This window comes from Agrobacterium sp. V1 (genome assembly GCF_030518355.1).
GTDB classification, from domain to species: Bacteria; Pseudomonadota; Alphaproteobacteria; order Rhizobiales; family Rhizobiaceae; genus Agrobacterium; species Agrobacterium cucumeris.
Genome location: NZ_JAULSF010000001.1, coordinates 665,062 through 684,137 on the forward strand (window position 1 = coordinate 665,062; position 19,076 = coordinate 684,137).

Below are 19,076 nucleotides of genomic sequence, written 5' to 3' on the forward strand. Positions count from 1 at the left end.
AATGCCGCGCTGGCTGGTCAGGCCGCGCCTGCTGGCTGGCGGGCAGCCGAAAGTCCACCCGCCGCCTATTCCGTTACAGGCGTGTCCAGGTCTGCGATTTGCACAAAACCTTCAGCACGCAGCCTTTCATGCTCAGTGAATTGCCGGAAACGGTGCCGGAACCGCTATAGGTCTTGTCGTTGGCGGGATCGGTGATCTCACCGGCATAGCTGTTTCCCTTGCCGGAAAGCTTGCCGATCTGTTTTCCGGCATGTTTGCCGGTCTTCAGCGTCACGCAAAAGGCCGTGCCGCAGGGGCCGATCACGGCGGTTTCGCCGCTGGCCGTTTTCCAGTTGCCCTCGATGGCTTCTGCGGCAACAGCAAGGTTGCTGCCCATCATGAGGGCAGCGGCAATCATCATTACGCGCTTCATAAAAACTCCTCCCGAAATTTGCGCAGACCCTTCCGAACCGCACCGGTCATGAAGAACGTATACGCATTAAACCCTGTCCTGCATTGCCGATGGTGTGGCGTCCTGCGACGCGGTCACCTTTGGGCCATGCTATCCTTTGCCTGCCTCATCCTCATAAAACAGACAGCCGGATACTATTTTACGTTAACGTAAAAGGAAACAGAAATTTGCCGCGCTAGAGAGGCGTTTGCGACTGTTTGCGCAGTGGAGACGGTTGAATTTGAAAATCGATGTTTTTATCGTGGTGAACGAAGGGTTTAAATCCAGATGTAAACTTTTCGTAAAAATCGCCTGAAAGTCCTTAATTTCCGCACCTCGTGATATTTAACAAAAACCCAATTTTACCAATCGTTTGCAGTTTGTTTGCGGCCCATTAATCATGCCTTTTAAGCGCCCGTTGAAAGGCTTGCGGCATAGTGAAGTCATCAAAAGCGCAGGGAAAACCTGCCGGCCCGAAGAACAAAAAAGCCGCATAAGACGGCGGTTCTGAAGGTTAGCCTCGGAAAGAAGGCGATTGATGAAACAGGCAGAAGACAGGGATTAAAACGATGGCACGCTTTGAAATTCGCGATATCGAAATGGCAGTTGCCGGTGGCGAAACCCGCGCCGACACCCTTTGCAATCTCGGCCTGGTCTATGCGACCGGCCGGGGCTGCACGGTGGATCTGGTCGCGGCCCACAAATGGCTCAACATCGCCGCGATCCGTGGATCGGAAAGAGCCGCTTCTTTGCGTGCGGATCTCGCCCGCAACATGACCAAGGCGGAACTGGCCGAAGCGCTGCGTGCCGCCCGCGACTGGATGACGATGCACTGATCCATCCAGTTTATCAGTGAGATTTCCGGTCCGGCTCCCTCCAGTCCCGATGACCGGTGCAAACGAAAGTAAACCCGAAGGGGAACGCGGCGAGGGCTTTGAAAAGAAGCTTTGGCGCTGACACATCAAACCGCGACCGGCAGGAACAAGGCCGGCGCGGTTTTCTTATGTCTGGACGTCTCGTCCGGAAAATGATTCGCAAACAGTGGTTTGCGGGGTGGCTTTGAATCGCATTCGCAGCCTATGGCTCGAGGCCGGCATGACGGAAGCGAGGAACCAGAGTTTACCCGATCGCCTTGATAACCTTCGGCAATGCCTGCTCGAAAAGATCGAGCTTGTCGTCCGGCCCGACACTCACGCGAATGCAGCGGTTGAGCGGCGCGACGCCCGGCATGCGGATGAACACGCCATGTTCCATCAGTCCATCGACAATGGCGCGGGCATAAGCGCCGTCGCGGTGGCAGTCGATCGTGACGAAGTTGGTGGCCGAGGGCAGCGGTGCAAGGCCGTTATCGCGGGCGATCGCGGAAATGCGGTCGCGGGCATCGGAAATTTTACCAACAACCTCATGCAGATAGGCCTGATCCTTCAACGCTGCCAAAGCACCCGCGACCGAAATGCGCGCCATGCCGAAATGGTTGCGGATCTTGTCGAAGGCTTCGACATTGCCGAGCGTGCCGATGGCATAACCGACACGCGCGCCGGCCAGCCCATAGGCCTTTGAGAAGGTGCGCATGCGCAGGATGTTCGACTGGCCGATCAGCGCATCGATTGCCGGCACGGCGCTGGCGGGCGCGGTTTCGCAATAGGCCTCGTCCAGAATGAGCAGGCAGGTTTCCGGCAGCGCGCGTGCAAAGGCAACGACTTCGCTCGCCTCCCACCAGCTTCCCATCGGATTATCAGGATTGGCGAAATAGACGAGCGGCGCATTTTCCCGGATGACGAGATCGAGAAGGCCATCGAGGTCTTCGTGATCGTCCACATAGGGCGTGGTCACGAGTTTCCCGCCAAAACCGTTCACATGGTAATTGAAGGTGGGGTAACCGCCAAGCGAGGTGACGACAGGCGTGCCGGGCTCGACAATCAGCCTTGCGATCTCACCCAGCAATCCGTCCACGCCGCTGCCGATGGCGATATTGCCGCGTGCAACGCCATGATGGATGGCAAGCGCTTCCTTCAATTCGAAATTTTCCGGGTCGCTATACATCCAGGTATCGGCTGCAGCATCCCGCAGGGCCAGAAGCACTGAAGGGGCGGGGCCAAAGCCGCTTTCATTGGCGCCGATCCGCGCTTCCACCTTCAGGCCGCGGTTCCGTTCGATGGCTTCCGGGCCAACGAAAGGAACGGTTGAAGGGAGCGAGACGGCAAGCGGGGTGAGGCGTGAAAAAGCGGACATTGGCTGAAAGTTCCGGTAGCTGTGTTTGAAAACCCGGCTCACAATAGGTGCAAAAAAACCGGACGCAAGCCGCGCCCGGTTATCCGATGACTGTTTTGGAACAGTTTTTCCGCCCCCGTGCCGCCCGTCGTGCCCGCTCAGGCGCTGGTTTCGAAACTCAGCCGGCGCACATGGTGCAGGAATTCCGCATCGATCAACATGTTGAAACCGATGGTGACTTTTTCCTCTTCCCGGCGGATCAGCGTGCAGCCGATCTCATCACGGATGCCCAGAATTTCCAGATAGAAATTGGCGGGCATTTCCAGGTGAGGGCTGACCTCGATCTCTGCGCCATAAAGAGAAATGGTGCGCACAAGGCAGCGCAGGGTGTCGCTGGCGCTGAGATGATGCCCGATAAAGGTGATCTTGCCGGGCCGGTCGATCTGAAATTTCTCGTACTTCTCGTCCTGGGGGACGTTCTGACGGGGATCCATATGCAAAGCCATGACAACCTCCCGGATTGCCTCTCCTGATGCTGATTTTAACGCGGCTTCCTTGCCAGGTCGTGAAGGAAATTCGCGCAATTGTCTGTTGTCCGTCTCGACATGGGCCAATCTTCCTTTCGCAAGCCGATGTTTCCCTTGATAGAATGCACTTGGCTCGGTCCGGTTGCAGGCGTGTCGCAGCCTGTGCTGATAATGTGTCATGCTTGCACCGGGCTGGCGTCGCAGCGTGGTTGACGCGGGCCGTACTTGGCGTTACGCCTGATCCGGCAATATGGCTTCGCGAGCATGGCAGGGTTGGTCCATCGCGATTCGTGTCTGGGAGTGGAACGTGACGGGAAGGCTGGTAATCGTCGGGGCGGGGCAGGCCGCTTTCGCGCTGGCGGCAAAGCTCCGGGCGCTGAAGGATGAGCGTCCCATCACCATCATCGGCTCCGAGGATGCCTATCCCTACCAGCGGCCGCCGCTCTCCAAAAAATACCTTCTCGGCGAGATGAGTTTTGACCGGCTGATGTTCCGCCCGCAGGAGTGGTACGCGGACAATAATGTCGATATCCGGCTGTCCACCTGGGTGGAAGATATCGACCGCAAGGCCAAAACGGTGCGCATGCAGGATGGCAGCACGCTCGCCTATGACAAGCTGGTGTTGGCAACCGGGGCCGCACCCCGCCTGCTGCCCGCCAGCATCGGCGGCGATCTGGAAGGGGTATTGACCGTTCGCGACAAGCGCGACGCTGACCGGCTGATGGAAGAAATGAAGCCGGGCCGCAGGCTACTGGTGATCGGCGGCGGTTATATCGGCCTTGAAGCGGCGGCGGTTGCCCGCAAGCTCGGCCTCGATGTGACGCTGATCGAAATGGCCGACCGTATTCTCCAGCGCGTGGCGGCGAAAGAAACCGCCGATATCATGCGCGGCATCCATCAGGCGAATGGCGTTTCCATTCGCGAAAAGACCGGCCTCGTGCGCCTTGTCGGCATGGATGGCCGGGTGGCCGCCGCCGAACTGTCCGATGGTTCGATGCTTGATGTGGATTTTGTCATCGTCGGCATCGGCGTGACACCGAATGACCGGCTTGCCCGCGAATCGGGCCTCGATGTCGGCAACGGCATTGTGGTGGATAACCATACCCGCACATCCGACCGGGACATTCACGCGGTGGGCGATTGCGCCCTGCTGCCATGGCGCGGCCAGCACGTGCGTCTCGAATCGGTCCAGAATGCCGTCGATCAGGCCGAGGCGACAGCTGCCGTGCTTGCCGGCACTGAAACCGCCTATGAGGCGAAACCGTGGTTCTGGTCGGATCAATATGAGGTGAAGCTGCAGATCGCCGGCTTCAATCTTGGTTATGACGAGACGGTATTGCGGCCCGGTGCCCGTGAAGGCAGCTGGTCGGTCTGGTATTTCCGCGACGGGCGTTTCGTGGCGGTGGATGCCGTCAACGATGCCAAGGCCTATGTCGCGGGCAAGAAACTGCTCGATACCGGTGCGGAACCGGATCGCGCCATCCTGGCGGACGCATCCGCCGATCTGAAATTATTGCTCTCCTGAGGACATCATGCCTGCTCCCGAAAACCGTTTCAAATCCGCCATCCATGCCGGCAAGCCGCAGATCGGCCTCTGGCTTGACATGGGCGAGGCCATCGCGGCGGAAATCGCCGGAACGGCGGGTTTCGACTGGCTGGTGATCGATGGCGAGCACGGGCCGAACGATCTGCGCAGCATCATCGATCAGCTGCGTGCACTTGCCACGTCGCCGGCAGAACCCGTGGTGCGCGTGCCGGTCGGCGAAAGCTGGATGATCAAGCAGCTTTTGGATGCAGGCGCACGCACGCTTCTGGTGCCAATGGTCGATTCGGCCGCGCAGGCGGAAGCTTTGGTCAGCGCCATGCATTATCCGCCGCGCGGCATTCGCGGCATGGGGGCAGCCGTTGCCCGCGCGTCGGCCTTCAACACCATAACCGATTACGCCGACAGCGCCTCCGATAGCGTCTGTCTGCTGGTGCAGGCCGAAACGCGCGCCGCGATCAACGATCTCGACAATATCCTTGCCGTGGAAGGGGTGGATGGCGTCTTCATCGGCCCGGCTGATCTCGCTGCCGACATGGGTTATCTCGGCAGGATCGACGAGCCGGAAGTGCAGGCGGTGATCGAAGCCGCGATCGTCAAGATCGTCGCGGCTGGCAAGGCCGCCGGCATTCTCACCTTCAATGAGACCTATAACCGCCGTTATCTCGAATTGGGCGCATCCTTCGTCGCCGTTGGTGCCGATGTCACAGAATTTTCGAACACGCTGCGCTCCCTGTCTGCCCGCTACAAGGGCGGGGCAACACCGGCGCCTTCCAGATCGGGCTACTAAGCCTCAATCGTCGTTGCTGGCATTCAGCTTTTCGGGCGGAATGCCTTCTTCGCCGGAAGCGAGGTAACCGCTGTTGATAAGGGCGGCGCGGACGATGCGCTGGAGGGCCTCGTCCCTGTCGATGCCATGATCTCTGGCAAAATGCCCCAATGCCTCTTCAAGATCGTCGCTGAACAGCATTTCTGGCCCCCATTCTGGTTGTCTTTAAATCAATGCAAAAAAGGCAAGGCGGGACTTTGCCGCCTTGCCTGAATTCTAACGCTCGTGCGGTATTCAGCGCCAGCGATAAAGGCTGCTGTTCGACGAGTTCTGCTGCGTGCCGGCACCAACCGCATAACCGATTGCAAAACCGAGTGCGCCGACGATCGTCAGCAGCGAGGTTGCCGTGCCGGGATTTTCCTTCACCGCTTCCACCACATTCTGGCCCTGGGCACGGACATTGCTCGCAGCCTTGCGAACACGGCCGCGCGCCTCATCCAGAAATTCGGATGCATCCTCACTCACGCCTTCCGCGCGGGCGGAAACGGACTTGGAGAGCGACGAGATTTGCGAGCGCAGCTCGGCAATCTGGTTTTCGATCGTGTCTTCGACAACATTCAGTTTGGTCTGAGCCATTAGAAACACCTCTTTTGTTACCGAAGCGAGAACGTGCCGGCCTTAAAGAAGTTCCCGAATTGCCCGCAAAGTTTCGCGCGTGGCTGTTCAGCCAACAGGTTTTTCGGCTTCTTGGCGAAAAACCCTTGCATTCATTTTTTTTACGCAATAATCAGGCCGCACCGGAGAGGTGGCCGAGTGGTCGAAGGCGCTCCCCTGCTAAGGGAGTATACGTCAAAAGCGTATCGTGGGTTCGAATCCCATCCTCTCCGCCATCAATTTCTATTAAGATGTTGATGGCGCTCTATAAATCGAGCTATCTATTTTCGCTTCCCCATTATCTTCCCCACTTTGCGCGCCGATTGGCCGTGAACTTTGGCGAACAACTGCGACCTTTATGCAATAGTTGGGGCAGGGGGTGTTGCGCCGAACGGCCTCACCTCTCGAATCATCCAATCAGAATTATCTCTTCAACATGCGCCGGGGCAGCACAGGGAGGGGTTACCCCCATGTTTGCGTTAGCCTCTTTGCCAACCCTTGCGCCATCCTTTCGTGCCGTGCATTCTTGAGTACTGGCATGGGTAACCTTGGGGGGACGAGATGAACTGGACGAATGACAACTGCCCGGTGTGCGATAAGCCTGCGGAAGAAGCGCTTCCACGCATGGGTGATTTTGCTGAAATCATCTGCGACGACTGCGGGCGATATCGGATCACAGGCACGGCACTTGAGACGATCCGAGCTTCGAATGTCCCGAACCGTCGGGCTATTCTCGATAGGGCGAAAGCGATTGCTGCCGAGGGCAACGAGATGCCAACAATTAATTCGTACCTATAACACTCTTCCGCACTTGCTCGGTGGTGGTCATGGGGTGTTCCAAACCTCCGTTATTCGGAGTTTTGCCAAATCCGGCGACAATCACTTTGCATCGCAGCGATGCAAAGCCGGTTTGATTTATTTTGATTAAATTCAAAGCCTCGCGTGCGCGAGCGTACTTGGTCCGGAATGCTGAGTGCGGAATGCCGATCTATTCGGTGTCTACTTTAGACGTGTTCAGCCGCACACTCGCCCCACGGCGGGGCGCTTACTGAAATTTTAGTAGCGGCAAATCCCGCTTCTAACCTTAGCATTTCTTAGCATCGCTCCCGGCGAAAATTCCCGGACAAAAGTCAGGTTTTGCTAGGTCCCCTTGGAAAATCGTTTCAAGCCACGGCTGGAAATCGGACGCCGAACTGAAGTTTTATCAAGTTGTCGGCAGAAGGGTGAGAATGCACACAGGGTTATGAGCCAAAAGAAAAGGCCGCACCCATAACGGCCGGCCAATCCTCTTGCGCCAGTTCATCCGTGGTTGCTGCGCACTCATAACGCATGATGATGGATGAATGCAACCGCATCAATTTTTGTGAGCATTCGGATACGTCCCCCAATGGGGATTGGATATCTACATTTGACAGTGCGACAGCAGGAAACGGAACTAGGCTTCCGGTATGCCTTCACTCATTTTCCCCAATCCTGAGGAAAACTCAGCCGGTGTCTGGGAATGCTTGCGACTTCAGGTTTCTTCAGGTTCTAGACTGACTGGAAAAAAGCCGGAAGCTACGTTTTCCTACCGCGCATACTGAGTCAAAAAAAGCGGGAGCCGGTATTTTCAGCCCCATAGACTGACGCAAAAAAAGCCGGAACATGCGTTTTCTTCCCATACTTAGCCACGAGAGGCGGCTCTTACGTCACGATTGCAAAATTGCCGAGGTGAGTGATGTAATCGGTATCGCATGACGCGGATGCATTGTAATTTCGCTTTAAATCCCAGGTGTTTTAATTCATGAAAAGAAATGCCATCGTCCTAACTTATGATAGTTCTTATGTAGGCCAGAATTGACCCTTCCTGATTATGTTCACGATAAGACGAGGCTCGCGGTCCTCGACAATTTTGCGATACTCGATACGTCACCAGAACAGGGTTTCGACGATATCGTATCGCTCGCCTGTCTTATCTGTGATACGCCCGTCGCATTGGTCAGCCTCGTCAGTGGAACTCGGCAATGGTTCAAGGCGAAGGTCGGATTTGAACCCTGCGAAACAGATTTAGACAGTTCCGTCTGCGCTTATGTTCTGGTCGAGCGCGATATCCTGATCATACCCGATCTTACAGAAGATCCGAGGACGGACAAAAATCCCTTGGTCACGGGCGAGCCGCATATTCGTTTCTATGCCGGGGCGCCCCTCCGGGATGAAGCGGGAAATGCGATTGGTAGCCTCTGCGTTATCGACAACAAGCCGCGGCCTGAAGGGTTAAATGCTCAGCAAGCCGAAGGTCTTCGTAATCTTGCGCGGCAGGTTATGACGCAACTGGAGTTGAAGCACGCCATTCACGCCCGCAACGAGGCGATCAAACTGCGGAATGACCATGATATCCAGAGGCGCGCTTCAGACACCCAATATCGGATGCTGTTCGAAGCCATTGAAGACGGCTTTTGTATTGTCGAACTGAAATTCGACGGTGAGCGTCCAGTTGACTACCGCTTTATCGAGATCAACCCTGCGTTTGCCAGCCAGACAGGACTTACCGACGCCCACGGCAAATGGATGCGTGATCTGGCTCCAAACCACGAGGAGCATTGGTTTGAGATTTACGGCCGCGTAGCTCAGACCGGTGAGCCTACACGCTTCGAACACTATGCAAAAGAACTTGATGGACGTTGGTTTGATGTACACGCTTTCAGGGTGGGCGAGCCTACTGATAAGCGAGTCGGTATTCTTTTTGCCGATAGCACAGAGCGCAAGAACGCTGCGCGCTTAAAAAAGAGTGCCGAAGACGCGCAGATGCTTCTTAATCAAGAGCTTAACCATCGCATGAAGAATATGTTCGCGATGATTCAAGCGATTGCCACTCAGACATTGCGCCCCATAACGCAGCGAGAGCCCGTGGATGCTTTCACCAAAAGACTTCACGCTTTGTCGACCGCGCACAATGTTCTCCTTCAGCAGAACTGGACCGAAGCAAAACTCCTCGACGTCGTTTCTTCTGTTATGGGCACTTTCACCGATAGTGCGCGGTTCCAGCTTGAGGGTCCAACCGTCAATCTTGGTCCAAGCGCAACACTTTCTCTATCGCTAATACTGCACGAACTTGCCACGAACGCCTTGAAGTATGGCGCTCTCTCTGTTCCAGAAGGCAGCGTATCCGCCAGTTGGGATGTAGTCACGCTAATAGAAGGATCGGAGAATTTGGTTTTCTCTTGGAGGGAATTGAATGGCCCCCCCGCTATTGAACCAACGCGAAAAGGGTTTGGTACCAAATTAATAAATATGGGTCTGGTAGGAACCGGGGGTGTTCGCCTGAGTTACGAACATTCAGGCTTTAGTGCAGAATTCAAAGCGCCGCTGTTACAGGTGCAGGCGTCTTAAGGAACCGAACATGCCAATGCAGAAAATCCTCGTAGTTGAGGACGAGCCTCTTTTGCGAATGGCAGCCGTGGACATGTTCGAGGAAGAGGGTTTCGAGGTTATAGAGGCCAGAGACGCTATTGAAGCCATCGAGATTCTAGAGCAGCGAACAGATATTTCCGTTGTCTTCACAGACGTAGATATGCCTCGCGGCATGGATGGTATGAAGTTGGCCGCCATTGTCCGGGATCGATGGCCGCCGCTCCACATAATCATTACGTCTGGTCATATGACACCCTCTGAAGAAAGCCTTCCTGCGGGCAGCAAATTCTTCTCGAAGCCGTACAGGGAACATGAGGTTATCGGCGAGATTCGACGAATGCCTACGTAGACGTTCTATTCTGACGGATGTCGCCCTGCAAAACCTGACGGCAACACGCAACGCAATATAACGGTTCCAAAATGGCACTGAAAGCGACGCTTATCGGCCTCATCATTTTAAACATTGTCGCCCTCGCACTTGGTATTGCGAACCTTGCGGGACTGCTGCCGCACTGACGGTTTTTGACCGGAATGGTTCTTTTCCGTCGAATAAACGAGCGTCGGCACTGGCTTCGGCGTCGTATCATAGATTTCTTTCGCCTGTGAACGGACCATGTCCAGAAGGTAGACGAGAAACTGGATTCGCTCGCTCGAAGGGCAAGCACTTACCAGAGATATCAATTCGTCTGTTTGCTCAGCAATGTACTGGGCAACCGCATTCTCAGTTAGAGGGTTATGCATAATACACCTCCGCAGTCTCCACGGCATGAGCATGATCGACAAACGCCTTGAGATAATTTCGATTAGTTGGGTTTAAGGTGTCCGCATCCAACTCCAGAACACTGCCGTTAATGCGCGCGCCGCGGTGATGAGATACCAAGGCGGCAGCAGACGGAACAGCATGGATCGGAACCACAAGAGCTCCATCGTAAACTATCGGCACTGCAAGGGGTGTCACATCCCAGAGATTGGACACGAGCAGGTTTACCAGCTTCGGATGCGTTTCAACAATCAGGGCTTCGATGCCGGCACTGAGGCAGAATTCGGCAACGCCAGCTAGCAGCATATGAGACGCTTCGACACCGCAAAGGCTAGCACCGGGCTCCGCTACGCATCGTGTCCATTCATAAACATTTGCCTGACGCGGATAATCGCTGCCACTCATAATTTCGGGATAAACATCGGAAAGAAGATGCGGCTCGCTGGTGGCCAGCAAACGCGAATAGCCTAAAACGACGCCTGCGTCTTCCAAAACGAGATGAACGGCCTCATCCGTGTCGAAGATGTCGATTTCTCGGCTATCCGTTTTTCGAAGCGCCTCCCACCCAAATCGCTCGACAAAATGTCGGTGACGGAACTCCCACACCCTTTCGGCAAAGCCGGATGCCTGGAGACATGAACCTTTGAAATATCGAAGCATTAAACCCCCCACAAATTTACAGGGGTAGGGATAATGCAGCGCGCCTTTGGGTAAATAGGCCGTTCTGCCTATTGTCAGCGAATGATACCTGTGCGGATGGCTTCGGCTATGAGCTGCGCACGATTGACACAATTCATCTTCCGCTGGGCGTTGTGAAGTTCATGCTGAACTGTTTTTTCTGAACGCCCGAGAATCTGCCCTATTTCCCAGTTGGTCTTGCCTTCAGCGCACCAGCGAATTACGTCACGTTCGTGCTGCGTAATATAGGGAGCATCCTTTTTACCAGCGCCGATTTGCTGCTCCAAAAGCGCTCTGAGGCGGTTGTGGGCGTAAATGGCGACGATGTGGAGGACGCCTTTTGCCTCTGTCGAGAGGTCGATTTTTTCCGCGCCAAATGTGACGATAGCCTGAAGTGCACCCGGCATGTGCAGCGGCACACTGTAGCCATCAATCATGCGGAACTCGGATGCTTCGTTCATCAGCTTCTTGGCTTCACGTCGGATAGGCTTCCCACCCAACTCTTCTGACCAAACAAAAGCGCTGTCCGAAATCTTGCTCTGGTAAATCACCGGATCGATGTGGACGTAGTCTTCTGCAACATAACGCTCAAACCAGCCTTCCGGCCACGCGCTTAGCAGAACGTATCTATCGATTTTTTCCCCGGGTAAGGGGATTCCGGAAATTGCGAAACAATCGAGGCCAAAGGTATTGGAGACTTTCGACAGGTCATTAATGATAGCGTTCGTATCGCTGGCCGCAGTCATTGCTGTAATAAAGTCAAACATGACGTTGGCGGCCTGCTGCCTATCGTGCGTATTCATGTTGCGCTCACTGCAAATAACGTCTTACGGAAATGAACAATGTTGTACGACAAAGCAATTATAAAACTATTGCTTCAAAGAGCCCGATCCGAATTCTGTAAAGGCACAAACGCTCAAGCTGCTCTGGAGATAGTGCGATTGATGGCCGAAAATAATCGATTGGCCGGCAATTCAGCCACCGCGATTTCTCAGAAGCAATGAGCGCGTGACCTATGCCTCCTCTTTTTCGTTGTCCTACTAAAAATTCTGGTTGAGTAGGCTCGACTCTAATCTCTTCGCGTGTTTTTGTTGCTGTGGGGACGTTATTGGGGGCTTTCTTGACAATTTTTTATTTGCGGGTGCTTGTCGCCCTGTTGATTTCGTGTGCCTTGAGCGCATGCACCACTTCGCGGGAAGCGTTCAACGCTAATCCAAAATCGATCGATAAGCCGACGCTCTGTAGGACCTACTTGCAGAGCCAAGATCCAGCGTTCCAGCAGGACCTCGCTAAAGAACTCAGCCGGCGGGGCGTGCAGTTTTATCAATGTCCAGAAATGGTGAAGAACCAGGATGCTGCAGCAGCGGCTTTGGTTGCAGTCGCGCTAGTCGGCACAGCAGTCGCGGTCTGCGCAAACAACAATTGTGGAGGGGGAGGGTAAGGTCAGCCAGATAATCGGCTACCTGCTGGATTTCATCAGCGGCAGCGGTCCCGTTCAGCAGTTGCGAAGAGAGCGAGGACGGCAGGACAGGCTTTCGAGAAATCTTGCTCATGCAGAATTCCTCCCAAGAGCAGCAAAGCTTTCAACGAAAGCCTCCGCAAACTCGAAGCCGAGGGCATGATTGGCATGCAGCGCTGCCAGATAGCGGCCCTTTAAAAGAATGGCTTCGGCTGAAAAGGCTGGGAAGGATGCCACCTGCATGAGGAGCGCAACTTCCTTTTGCCCTATTTCGCCGCCGCCGGCCTCGTCAAATTCCTCCGCTGTAATGGCTTCGGAAGCATCGAGCGTGGCGCGGTGTTCACTGATGAGAGCAAGAAGTGTTTCAAGCTCAATGAGTTGCGTCTGAAACGGCTCGGGATCGAATACGAATGGTTGAAGGGGCTTCATGCTGAAACCCTCCCGCCCATGGCAATCACCTGTTCGATGAAACGGGCCATCTCAGGAATGACCCCCTCGCTTCGCCGCAAGGCTTCGAAAATGCCGCTGGCGCTGATGGCGGCAGCCTTGATCACCAAGCCCTCGTGAGTGAACGCCGGTATTTTTGAGATTTTAGAGCTGATAAAGGCCACACGGGTCTCGGCCTCTTTGATGCGCTGTTTCGCAGCATCAACGCCAGCAGTCTCGCGCAGGATGGCGGTATTTGTCTCGTATTCCTGCGCCAGAACCAGTTTGCGTTCGAACCGTTCGATAGCAGCATCCAAGGACGCACGGGATTTGGCTAGCGTCTTCTCGCTTTTTCCGCCCGGCTTACGGTTGCGCAGCGTGTCAAGGGTCTCTTCCACCTCTTCTGGCGTCATCACGAAGAAACACGTCTTCGGATATTCCTGCTGTTGCTTCTTGCTGAACCTGTCGTTCAGAAGGGTTGTGTCCCTTACAAGGAACCGACCGAGAATATCCCTTTCAGCGCCATCCGAACGCCCCCAATTGTGAGCGTTTGCCCCCAGCAACAGTTCTTCGGGTGCCAGAGGCCATAGATGACGCCATTCGTCAGCGATCCACTCCAGCGCGTCCTTTGCATCGCGCAATTCGGCCCGGGCATCCTGCAGGCGGGCAGAGGAGCGGCCGCAATGGCGAGATCGCCAGGACGGAAGCGCAAAAGGAAAGCGCCTGCGTCAACAAGGTGCAGCCGGCGCTGAGAGCAAATCAGTTTGCCAAATCGCCGACATCTTCCGCTGCTCGAATCGTTATCAGGTGAATCAGTCGTCGGACGGAGGGTTTTTCCTGCCGTTTGCTGACAGATGCATCCGCGTGGTGTCATGTGCCACGATAGATCAAAGCAAAAATTTCTCCCACATGCCGCCGGCAGAGCAACGCATCACTGAAAAGGCCAGTGATTTAGAAAGACCTTGTTAACTGCGCTAACTAACGGATTTTCAAGGAAATTCTTAACGTATTGTAAAAGCCTCTGTCGGTCGCTGTGGCACTGTGTGTTGTTTCCGCAACAAACCGAAATGAAGCATATACGTAAATGCTATTTATCGGACGTTCGCGATTGCAAGCGGCGAAACCTTTTGTATTTTCACGACCAGAAGCGAGGCGGTGGATCGTTTGGCTTCTAAGAACACGGGAATGGGGCAGGGAATGCTGTCCTTCAGCGAAAGAACCCAGACCCTTTTAAAAACTTTGACTGGAGGTCAACCATGAACATCAAGAGCCTTCTGATCGGCTCCGCTGCGGCTCTCGCAGCAGTATCCGGCGCCCAGGCTGCTGACGCTATCGTCGCTGCTGAGCCTGAGCCCCTCGAATACGTTCGCGTTTGCGACGCTTTCGGCACCGGCTTCTTCTACATCCCCGGCACCGAAACCTGCCTGAAGTTCGACGGTTATATCCGTTTCCAGACGGACTTCGGTCGTGACAAGTCTGGCACTTCTGACTGGAACTCGTTCACGCGCGCCCAGTTCAACATCGACACCCGTACCGACACCGAACTTGGCGCTCTGCGCGGCTACATCGGTCTTCGTGGCCAAGCTAGCCATGATTCCAGCCGTGGCGTTGTTGTCGACCAGGCTTTCATCGAACTCGGCGGCCTGAAGGTTGGTTACTACTACAACTGGTGGGATGATGGTCTCTCTGGCGAGGTTGATAGCCTTTCTTCGAACGCTACCCGTCTGAACGCTATCCGTTACACCTATGACGCTGGCTCGTTCTACGTAGGCGTTGCTGTTGAAGAGCTGGAAGGCCCGCGTGGCGACTCCAACATCTCCGCAGACTTCTTGAAGGGCGGTTCGTTCGAACGTGCTAACAACGTTGGCGTATCCGGTATCATCGGTGCTAACTTCGGTGCTGTTAAGGCCAACTTGCTCGGCGGCTACGACACCGACGCTGAAGAAGGCGCAGTCCGCGCTATCGTAACGGCTGACATCGGCCCCGGTACCCTCGGCCTTTCCGGCGTTTGGGCTTCTGGCGCAAACCGCTACTACGAAGAGTCCGAGTGGACGGTTGCTGCTGAATACGCAATCAAGGCAACCGACAAGCTGACCATCACCCCCGGCGTTCAGTACTTCAGCACGATCGATCTTGGCGCTAACAACGACTGGGTTGGCGATCGCGATGCATGGCGCGCTGGTGTAGCTGTTGGCTACAAGATCACTGACGGCCTCTCCACGCTCGTTTCGGTTAACTACCAGGACGTCGACGGCACCGAAGGTGTTGACACCGGCGCTGGCGACAGCTGGGTTGGTTTCGTTCGCCTTCAGCGCACGTTCTAATCTGATCTGACATTGTCAGTGATGGAAAGCCCGGCAGAGATGCCGGGCTTTTTCGTTTGAGCAAGACTGAAAGGGAAACGCAGGAGAACGGGGACAGGCGTCCTTTGGTTCTGCACTCCGGTTGCTGCTCGGCATCATTTGCTGATTCGTTGAACGTTCGGCGGCTGAGTCGCCAAAAAACGGAAACTGAACAATCGCCCCCGAGTCGATTCTTTGTCGGAGAAAAAAGACCTTTCCTTGCCAGGTGCAATCGCTTTTCGGACATTTTGCTGTGGCCCGGTTATGTCAGGAATTCGGCGGCGAACGGAGCTTTCCGCCGGCGGATTAACCCGCAAGCTTATTAAGTGTCTGAAAACCATTGGTTATTAACGATTCATTAAGAAACGTGGGCCTGTCTGTTAGAATTGTAGCTATTTCGCAACATCTAAAAACTAAGGACACCTTACTGTCTTCCTCTTGTCATGATTGCGATTGCCTCTCCGTCCGGTTTTGGCTCTAATCAGCTTCATAAGCGGCACGCATTTATATGTGTTTCCCACTGGCTGCTTACGAAGATTAAGCGTTTGACTGGAGGTCAACCATGAACATCAAGAGCCTTCTCATCGGCTCCGCTGCAGCTCTCGCAGCAGTATCGGGCGCTCACGCTGCCGACGCTATTGTCGCTGCTGAGCCCGAGCCCCTCGAATACGTTCGCGTTTGCGACGCTTTCGGCACCGGCTTCTTCTACATCCCCGGCACAGAAACCTGCCTGAAGTTCGACGGTTACATCCGTTTCCAGACCGACTTCGGCCGTGATCAGTCCGGTACGTCTGACTGGAACTCGTTCACCCGCGCCCAGTTCAACATCGACACCCGCACCGACACCGAACTCGGCGCTCTGCGTGGTTACATCGGTCTTCGTGGCCAGGCCAGCAACGACTCCAGCCGCGGCGTAAACGTCGACCAGGCTTTCATCGAGCTCGGCGGCCTGAAGGTCGGTTACATGTACACCTGGTGGGATGACGATCTCTCCGGCGAAACCGATATCCTGTCTTCGAACACCACTCGTGGCAACGCTCTGCGTTACACCTACGACGCTGGTTCGTTCTACGCAGGTATCAGCGTTGAAGAACTGGATGCCGGCCGTGATGTTTCCAACATCTCTGGTGACTTCGTAAAGGGTGGATCGTTTGAACGCTCGAACAATGTTGGCGTAAGCGGCATCATCGGCGCCAAGTTTGGTGCGGTTACCGCCAACCTGCTCGGCTCCTACGACACCGACCAGGAAAACGGCGCAATCCGCGCTATCGTTTATGCTGACATCGGTCCCGGCACCTTCGGCCTCTCCGGCGTTTGGGCTTCTGGCGCAAACTACTACTACGAAGAGTCCGAGTGGGCAGTTGCTGCTGAATACGCCATCAAGGCAACTGACAAGCTGACCATTACGCCTGCTGCTCAGTACCTCGGCACGGTCGACATCGGTCTTGACAACGATTTCACCGGCAATCGCGACGCATGGCGCGCTGGTGTGACGGTTGACTACAAGATCACCCAGGGTCTGGATGCCAAGGTTGCAGTTAACTACCAGGACGTTGACGGCACCGAGGGTGTCGACACGGGCGCTGGCGACAGCTGGGTTGGTTTCGTTCGCCTTCAGCGCACGTTCTAATCTGATCTGACATTGTCAGTGATGGAAACCCCGGCAGAAATGCCGGGGTTTTTCGTTTGAATGCTTCACACATCGAAGCGTGCGCTACTCGGGTCTGGAAAATAAAAAAAGCACCGGGCCAGCCGGTGCTCGAATGCTCTGGGATGACCTTCGCCGGTTATACCGGTTTACCCCGCACGCCCATGGCGCAGGTCATCGACAATATCGGCCTGTTGTCCAAGCCGGGTCTTGTAGACCTGATAATTCTCCATCACCCGCTGCACGTAATTGCGTGTTTCAGGGAAGGGGATGCGTTCTATCCAGTCCACCACCTCATCGATGGGCTTGCCGCGCGGATCTCCGTAGCGGGCAATCCATTCCGGCACGCGTTTCGGACCGGCATTATAAGCGATGAAGGTGAGGATGTAGGAACCGCCGAAACTGTCGATCTGCTCGCCAAGATAATGGGCGCCGAGCGTGGCGTTGTAGCCGGCATCGCTGGTCAGCATTGCCTGTGTGTAGGGCAGGCCGTGGCGCCCCGCCACGCCCTTGGCGGTTCCCGGCAGCAATTGCAGCAGCCCGCGGGCATTGGCAGCGGAGACGGCGGAGGGGTTGAAGGCGCTCTCCTGCCGGGCGATGGCATAGGCGAGCGCCTTGCCGGAGCCGGCAATATTGGCGCTGGCGGGAATGACGCCGAGCGGGTAGGCAAGTGCTGCCGCATCGATGCCGCGGCTGAAGGCCGTCTTGCCGATCTGCAGCGAAACCTGATGATTGCCGTTGCCTTCCGCCCTTGCCGCCAGAATGGCAAGCTCGCCGGGGCTGTCCAGCTGGTCGGCCAGCGAGCGGTAAAGACTGTCGGCCCGCCAGCCATAACCGGCCGCCTCCAGCCGGTCGATGGCGCGCACGGCCTCACGACCGGCAAAGCGTTCCCGGTCACCGGTGCTTGGGCTCGGATAGGTGACGTTCAGCGTCGTGGTGCCGATTCGTGCGGCGGCCAGCTGGCCATAAAAGGTGCCGGGGTGGGCCGCAGCCTTGGTGAAGAAGTCACGGGCATTGCCCGGTCCGCCCGCTTCCGCCGACCGCCCGAGCCAGTAATAGGCACGCGAGGCGGAAAGCGGCCGGTTCGAGGTCTGCAACAATGTGTCGAAGTGACGTGAAGCTGCCGCCGGATCGCGCAGCGCTCTCAGCGCATACCAGCCGGCATGGAACTCCGCATCGGCGATATCGACGGGCGAGGTGGCCGAATGATTGGCGACGATGCGATAGGCTTCGGCAAAATCGCCGAGATCGGCAAGGCCGCGTGCGATGATACGCCGCTCATTCCACCACTCGCCGGCATTGACGAGTTTGGCCGCCTCTTTGGGGGCCTGCCGAAGAAGGGCGGCCGCTTCAGGATATTTCTGCTGGTTGCGCAGGTTTTCTATGCGCGCGAAGAGAAAAGCGGGATCGCTGCGCCAATTGGCGTCAACCTTGCCCAGCAATGCGCCGGCAGTGGCGGATCGCTGCAGAACGGCGGCCCATGCATTATAAAGCGACTGCGCCTTGCCGAGATCGCCGAAACGCTTCGCCTGGCCGATGCGGCTGCGATACATCAGATAATCCATGCGCGCCTTGTGATCGGCGGGCGTCAGATAGGCGGGAAACTCGGCAAGAACACGGTCTTCCATGTCCTTGTCCATGCCTTCGCTGACCCAGAGCTGGCGAATGAGGCGCTGGGAGTCCGCCACCTTGCCGGAGGAGGCGAGTGCCTTGGCGAGAACGACGGTGCCCTCGGCCGTTTCCGGCCGGCTGCTGCCGAAGGCGGCGAGCACCTGGGGTACCGGTGGATCTTCGCGATAAAGCGCTTTTTCAGAATTGGCCCGCAGGGTGGCGGCACCCGGCCAGCCGGAAAGCTCGCGCTGGGCGGCGGCAATTTCGGATGAAGGCACATCCTTCTGGCCGGAAACGGCAATTGCCCAGCTGAGAATATGCCGGTCCAGGCTGCCGGTCGGCATGGCGTTGCGCAACGCAATCGCCCGCGTCGCATCGCGGCTGGAAAGCGCGTCGAGGCCGGCCTTCAGCTGGGCTGCATCATCGGGGCGGTTGAGGCGCGGTATGGCGCCAGTGATTTCGGGTGAGGCGGGCATGAAGGCGGGAACGGTCGGCGCATTCGGCTTCACATAGGGAAGCGGCACCGCACCTTCCGGCAGCGGCCCGGCCAGCGCGTTCCAAACGGTTGCGGCAAGGCCCGCCGCCATCAATCCCCAAACTGTTTTTTTCATACCGTTCTTCATCGCCA

General features: G+C 56.1%; 20 protein-coding genes and 1 tRNA gene. 9 read left to right on the forward strand and 12 right to left on the reverse strand.

Annotation, left to right across the window (positions count from 1 at the left end):
- Positions 1–73: 73 nt before the first annotated feature.
- Complete coding sequence (locus QSV77_RS03260) at positions 74–412, reverse strand: DUF2147 domain-containing protein (protein WP_142839437.1); 339 nt, start codon at positions 410–412, stop codon at positions 74–76.
- Between the two features lie 587 nt (positions 413–999).
- Here QSV77_RS03260 and QSV77_RS03265 point away from each other — a divergent pair.
- Entirely contained in the window at positions 1,000–1,266 is a 267-nt protein-coding gene (locus QSV77_RS03265; RefSeq protein WP_046798706.1) for a sel1 repeat family protein, read from the forward strand.
- Positions 1,267–1,549: 283 nt separating this feature from the next.
- On the opposite strand, the gene QSV77_RS03270 is transcribed toward QSV77_RS03265, so the two are convergent.
- Both QSV77_RS03270 and QSV77_RS03275 read right to left on the reverse strand, forming a co-directional pair.
- Positions 1,550–2,662: a pyridoxal phosphate-dependent aminotransferase gene (locus tag QSV77_RS03270; RefSeq protein ID WP_302732505.1), complete on the reverse strand. Its 1,113-nt coding sequence runs from the start codon at positions 2,660–2,662 to the stop codon at positions 1,550–1,552.
- Positions 2,663–2,799: 137 nt separating this feature from the next.
- Positions 2,800–3,147 (reverse strand): hypothetical protein, encoded by a 348-nt coding sequence (locus QSV77_RS03275; protein WP_142839932.1) that lies wholly within the window; start codon positions 3,145–3,147, stop codon positions 2,800–2,802.
- Between the two features lie 328 nt (positions 3,148–3,475).
- On the opposite strand from QSV77_RS03275, the gene QSV77_RS03280 reads away from it, so the two are divergent.
- On the forward strand, positions 3,476–4,693 hold the full coding sequence (locus QSV77_RS03280; RefSeq protein ID WP_302732506.1) for an NAD(P)/FAD-dependent oxidoreductase: 1,218 nt from the start codon (positions 3,476–3,478) through the stop codon (positions 4,691–4,693).
- Between the two features lie 7 nt (positions 4,694–4,700).
- Complete coding sequence (locus tag QSV77_RS03285) at positions 4,701–5,501, forward strand: HpcH/HpaI aldolase/citrate lyase family protein (RefSeq protein WP_302732507.1); 801 nt, start codon at positions 4,701–4,703, stop codon at positions 5,499–5,501.
- A 3-nt stretch (positions 5,502–5,504) separates the two neighbouring features.
- Here QSV77_RS03285 and QSV77_RS03290 read toward each other — a convergent pair whose 3' ends face one another.
- Both QSV77_RS03290 and QSV77_RS03295 read right to left on the reverse strand, forming a co-directional pair.
- On the reverse strand, positions 5,505–5,681 hold the full coding sequence (locus QSV77_RS03290) for a hypothetical protein (protein ID WP_302732508.1): 177 nt from the start codon (positions 5,679–5,681) through the stop codon (positions 5,505–5,507).
- 93 nt (positions 5,682–5,774) lie between these two features.
- Entirely contained in the window at positions 5,775–6,116 is a 342-nt protein-coding gene (locus QSV77_RS03295) for a hypothetical protein (protein ID WP_149898946.1), read from the reverse strand.
- Between the two features lie 163 nt (positions 6,117–6,279).
- Between QSV77_RS03295 and QSV77_RS03300 the strand changes: the two genes are divergently transcribed.
- The 4 genes from QSV77_RS03300 to QSV77_RS03315 all read left to right on the forward strand — a co-directional run bounded on the left by QSV77_RS03300 (position 6,280) and on the right by QSV77_RS03315 (position 9,873).
- A tRNA-Ser gene (locus tag QSV77_RS03300) sits at positions 6,280–6,370 on the forward strand.
- Positions 6,371–6,695: 325 nt separating this feature from the next.
- Positions 6,696–6,932, forward strand: a complete 237-nt coding sequence (locus tag QSV77_RS03305) for a hypothetical protein (protein WP_302732509.1) — start codon at positions 6,696–6,698, stop codon at positions 6,930–6,932.
- Between the two features lie 1,038 nt (positions 6,933–7,970).
- On the forward strand, positions 7,971–9,503 hold the full coding sequence (locus QSV77_RS03310) for a sensor histidine kinase (RefSeq protein WP_302732510.1): 1,533 nt from the start codon (positions 7,971–7,973) through the stop codon (positions 9,501–9,503).
- A 10-nt stretch (positions 9,504–9,513) separates the two neighbouring features.
- Complete coding sequence (locus tag QSV77_RS03315; protein ID WP_302732511.1) at positions 9,514–9,873, forward strand: response regulator; 360 nt, start codon at positions 9,514–9,516, stop codon at positions 9,871–9,873.
- Between the two features lie 107 nt (positions 9,874–9,980).
- On the opposite strand, the gene QSV77_RS03320 is transcribed toward QSV77_RS03315, so the two are convergent.
- From QSV77_RS03320 to QSV77_RS03345, 6 genes are all read right to left on the reverse strand, one after another.
- Positions 9,981–10,265 (reverse strand): hypothetical protein, encoded by a 285-nt coding sequence (locus tag QSV77_RS03320; protein ID WP_302732512.1) that lies wholly within the window; start codon positions 10,263–10,265, stop codon positions 9,981–9,983.
- Positions 10,258–10,944 carry an acyl-homoserine-lactone synthase gene (locus QSV77_RS03325; RefSeq protein WP_302732513.1) on the reverse strand — a complete coding sequence of 229 codons (687 nt, stop codon included), beginning with the start codon at positions 10,942–10,944 and terminating at the stop codon, positions 10,258–10,260. Before QSV77_RS03325 ends, QSV77_RS03320 begins: the two co-directional genes overlap by 8 nt.
- Before the next feature lie 74 nt (positions 10,945–11,018).
- Positions 11,019–11,765 (reverse strand): LuxR family transcriptional regulator, encoded by a 747-nt coding sequence (locus QSV77_RS03330; RefSeq protein ID WP_302732514.1) that lies wholly within the window; start codon positions 11,763–11,765, stop codon positions 11,019–11,021.
- A 495-nt stretch (positions 11,766–12,260) separates the two neighbouring features.
- The gene (locus tag QSV77_RS03335) at positions 12,261–12,515 is read right to left on the reverse strand and encodes a hypothetical protein (RefSeq protein ID WP_302732515.1); all 255 of its coding nucleotides are present in this window, start codon (positions 12,513–12,515) and stop codon (positions 12,261–12,263) included.
- On the reverse strand, positions 12,512–12,850 hold the full coding sequence (locus QSV77_RS03340; protein ID WP_302732516.1) for a hypothetical protein: 339 nt from the start codon (positions 12,848–12,850) through the stop codon (positions 12,512–12,514). Before QSV77_RS03340 ends, QSV77_RS03335 begins: the two co-directional genes overlap by 4 nt.
- A complete protein-coding gene (locus QSV77_RS03345; RefSeq protein WP_302732517.1) occupies positions 12,847–13,488 on the reverse strand; it encodes a hypothetical protein in 642 nt (213 codons plus the stop codon). The genes QSV77_RS03340 and QSV77_RS03345 overlap by 4 nt, the downstream gene beginning before the upstream one ends.
- A gap of 615 nt (positions 13,489–14,103) precedes the next feature.
- Between QSV77_RS03345 and QSV77_RS03350 the strand changes: the two genes are divergently transcribed.
- Together QSV77_RS03350 and QSV77_RS03355 are read left to right on the forward strand one after the other, a co-directional pair.
- A complete protein-coding gene (locus tag QSV77_RS03350; protein ID WP_302732518.1) occupies positions 14,104–15,171 on the forward strand; it encodes a porin in 1,068 nt (355 codons plus the stop codon).
- A 580-nt stretch (positions 15,172–15,751) separates the two neighbouring features.
- A complete protein-coding gene (locus QSV77_RS03355; protein ID WP_302732519.1) occupies positions 15,752–16,819 on the forward strand; it encodes a porin in 1,068 nt (355 codons plus the stop codon).
- Positions 16,820–16,986: 167 nt separating this feature from the next.
- Here the strand turns inward: QSV77_RS03355 and QSV77_RS03360 are convergent, their stop codons facing one another.
- On the reverse strand, positions 16,987–19,059 hold the full coding sequence (locus QSV77_RS03360; protein WP_302732520.1) for a lytic transglycosylase domain-containing protein: 2,073 nt from the start codon (positions 19,057–19,059) through the stop codon (positions 16,987–16,989).
- Positions 19,060–19,076: the final 17 nt, after the last annotated feature.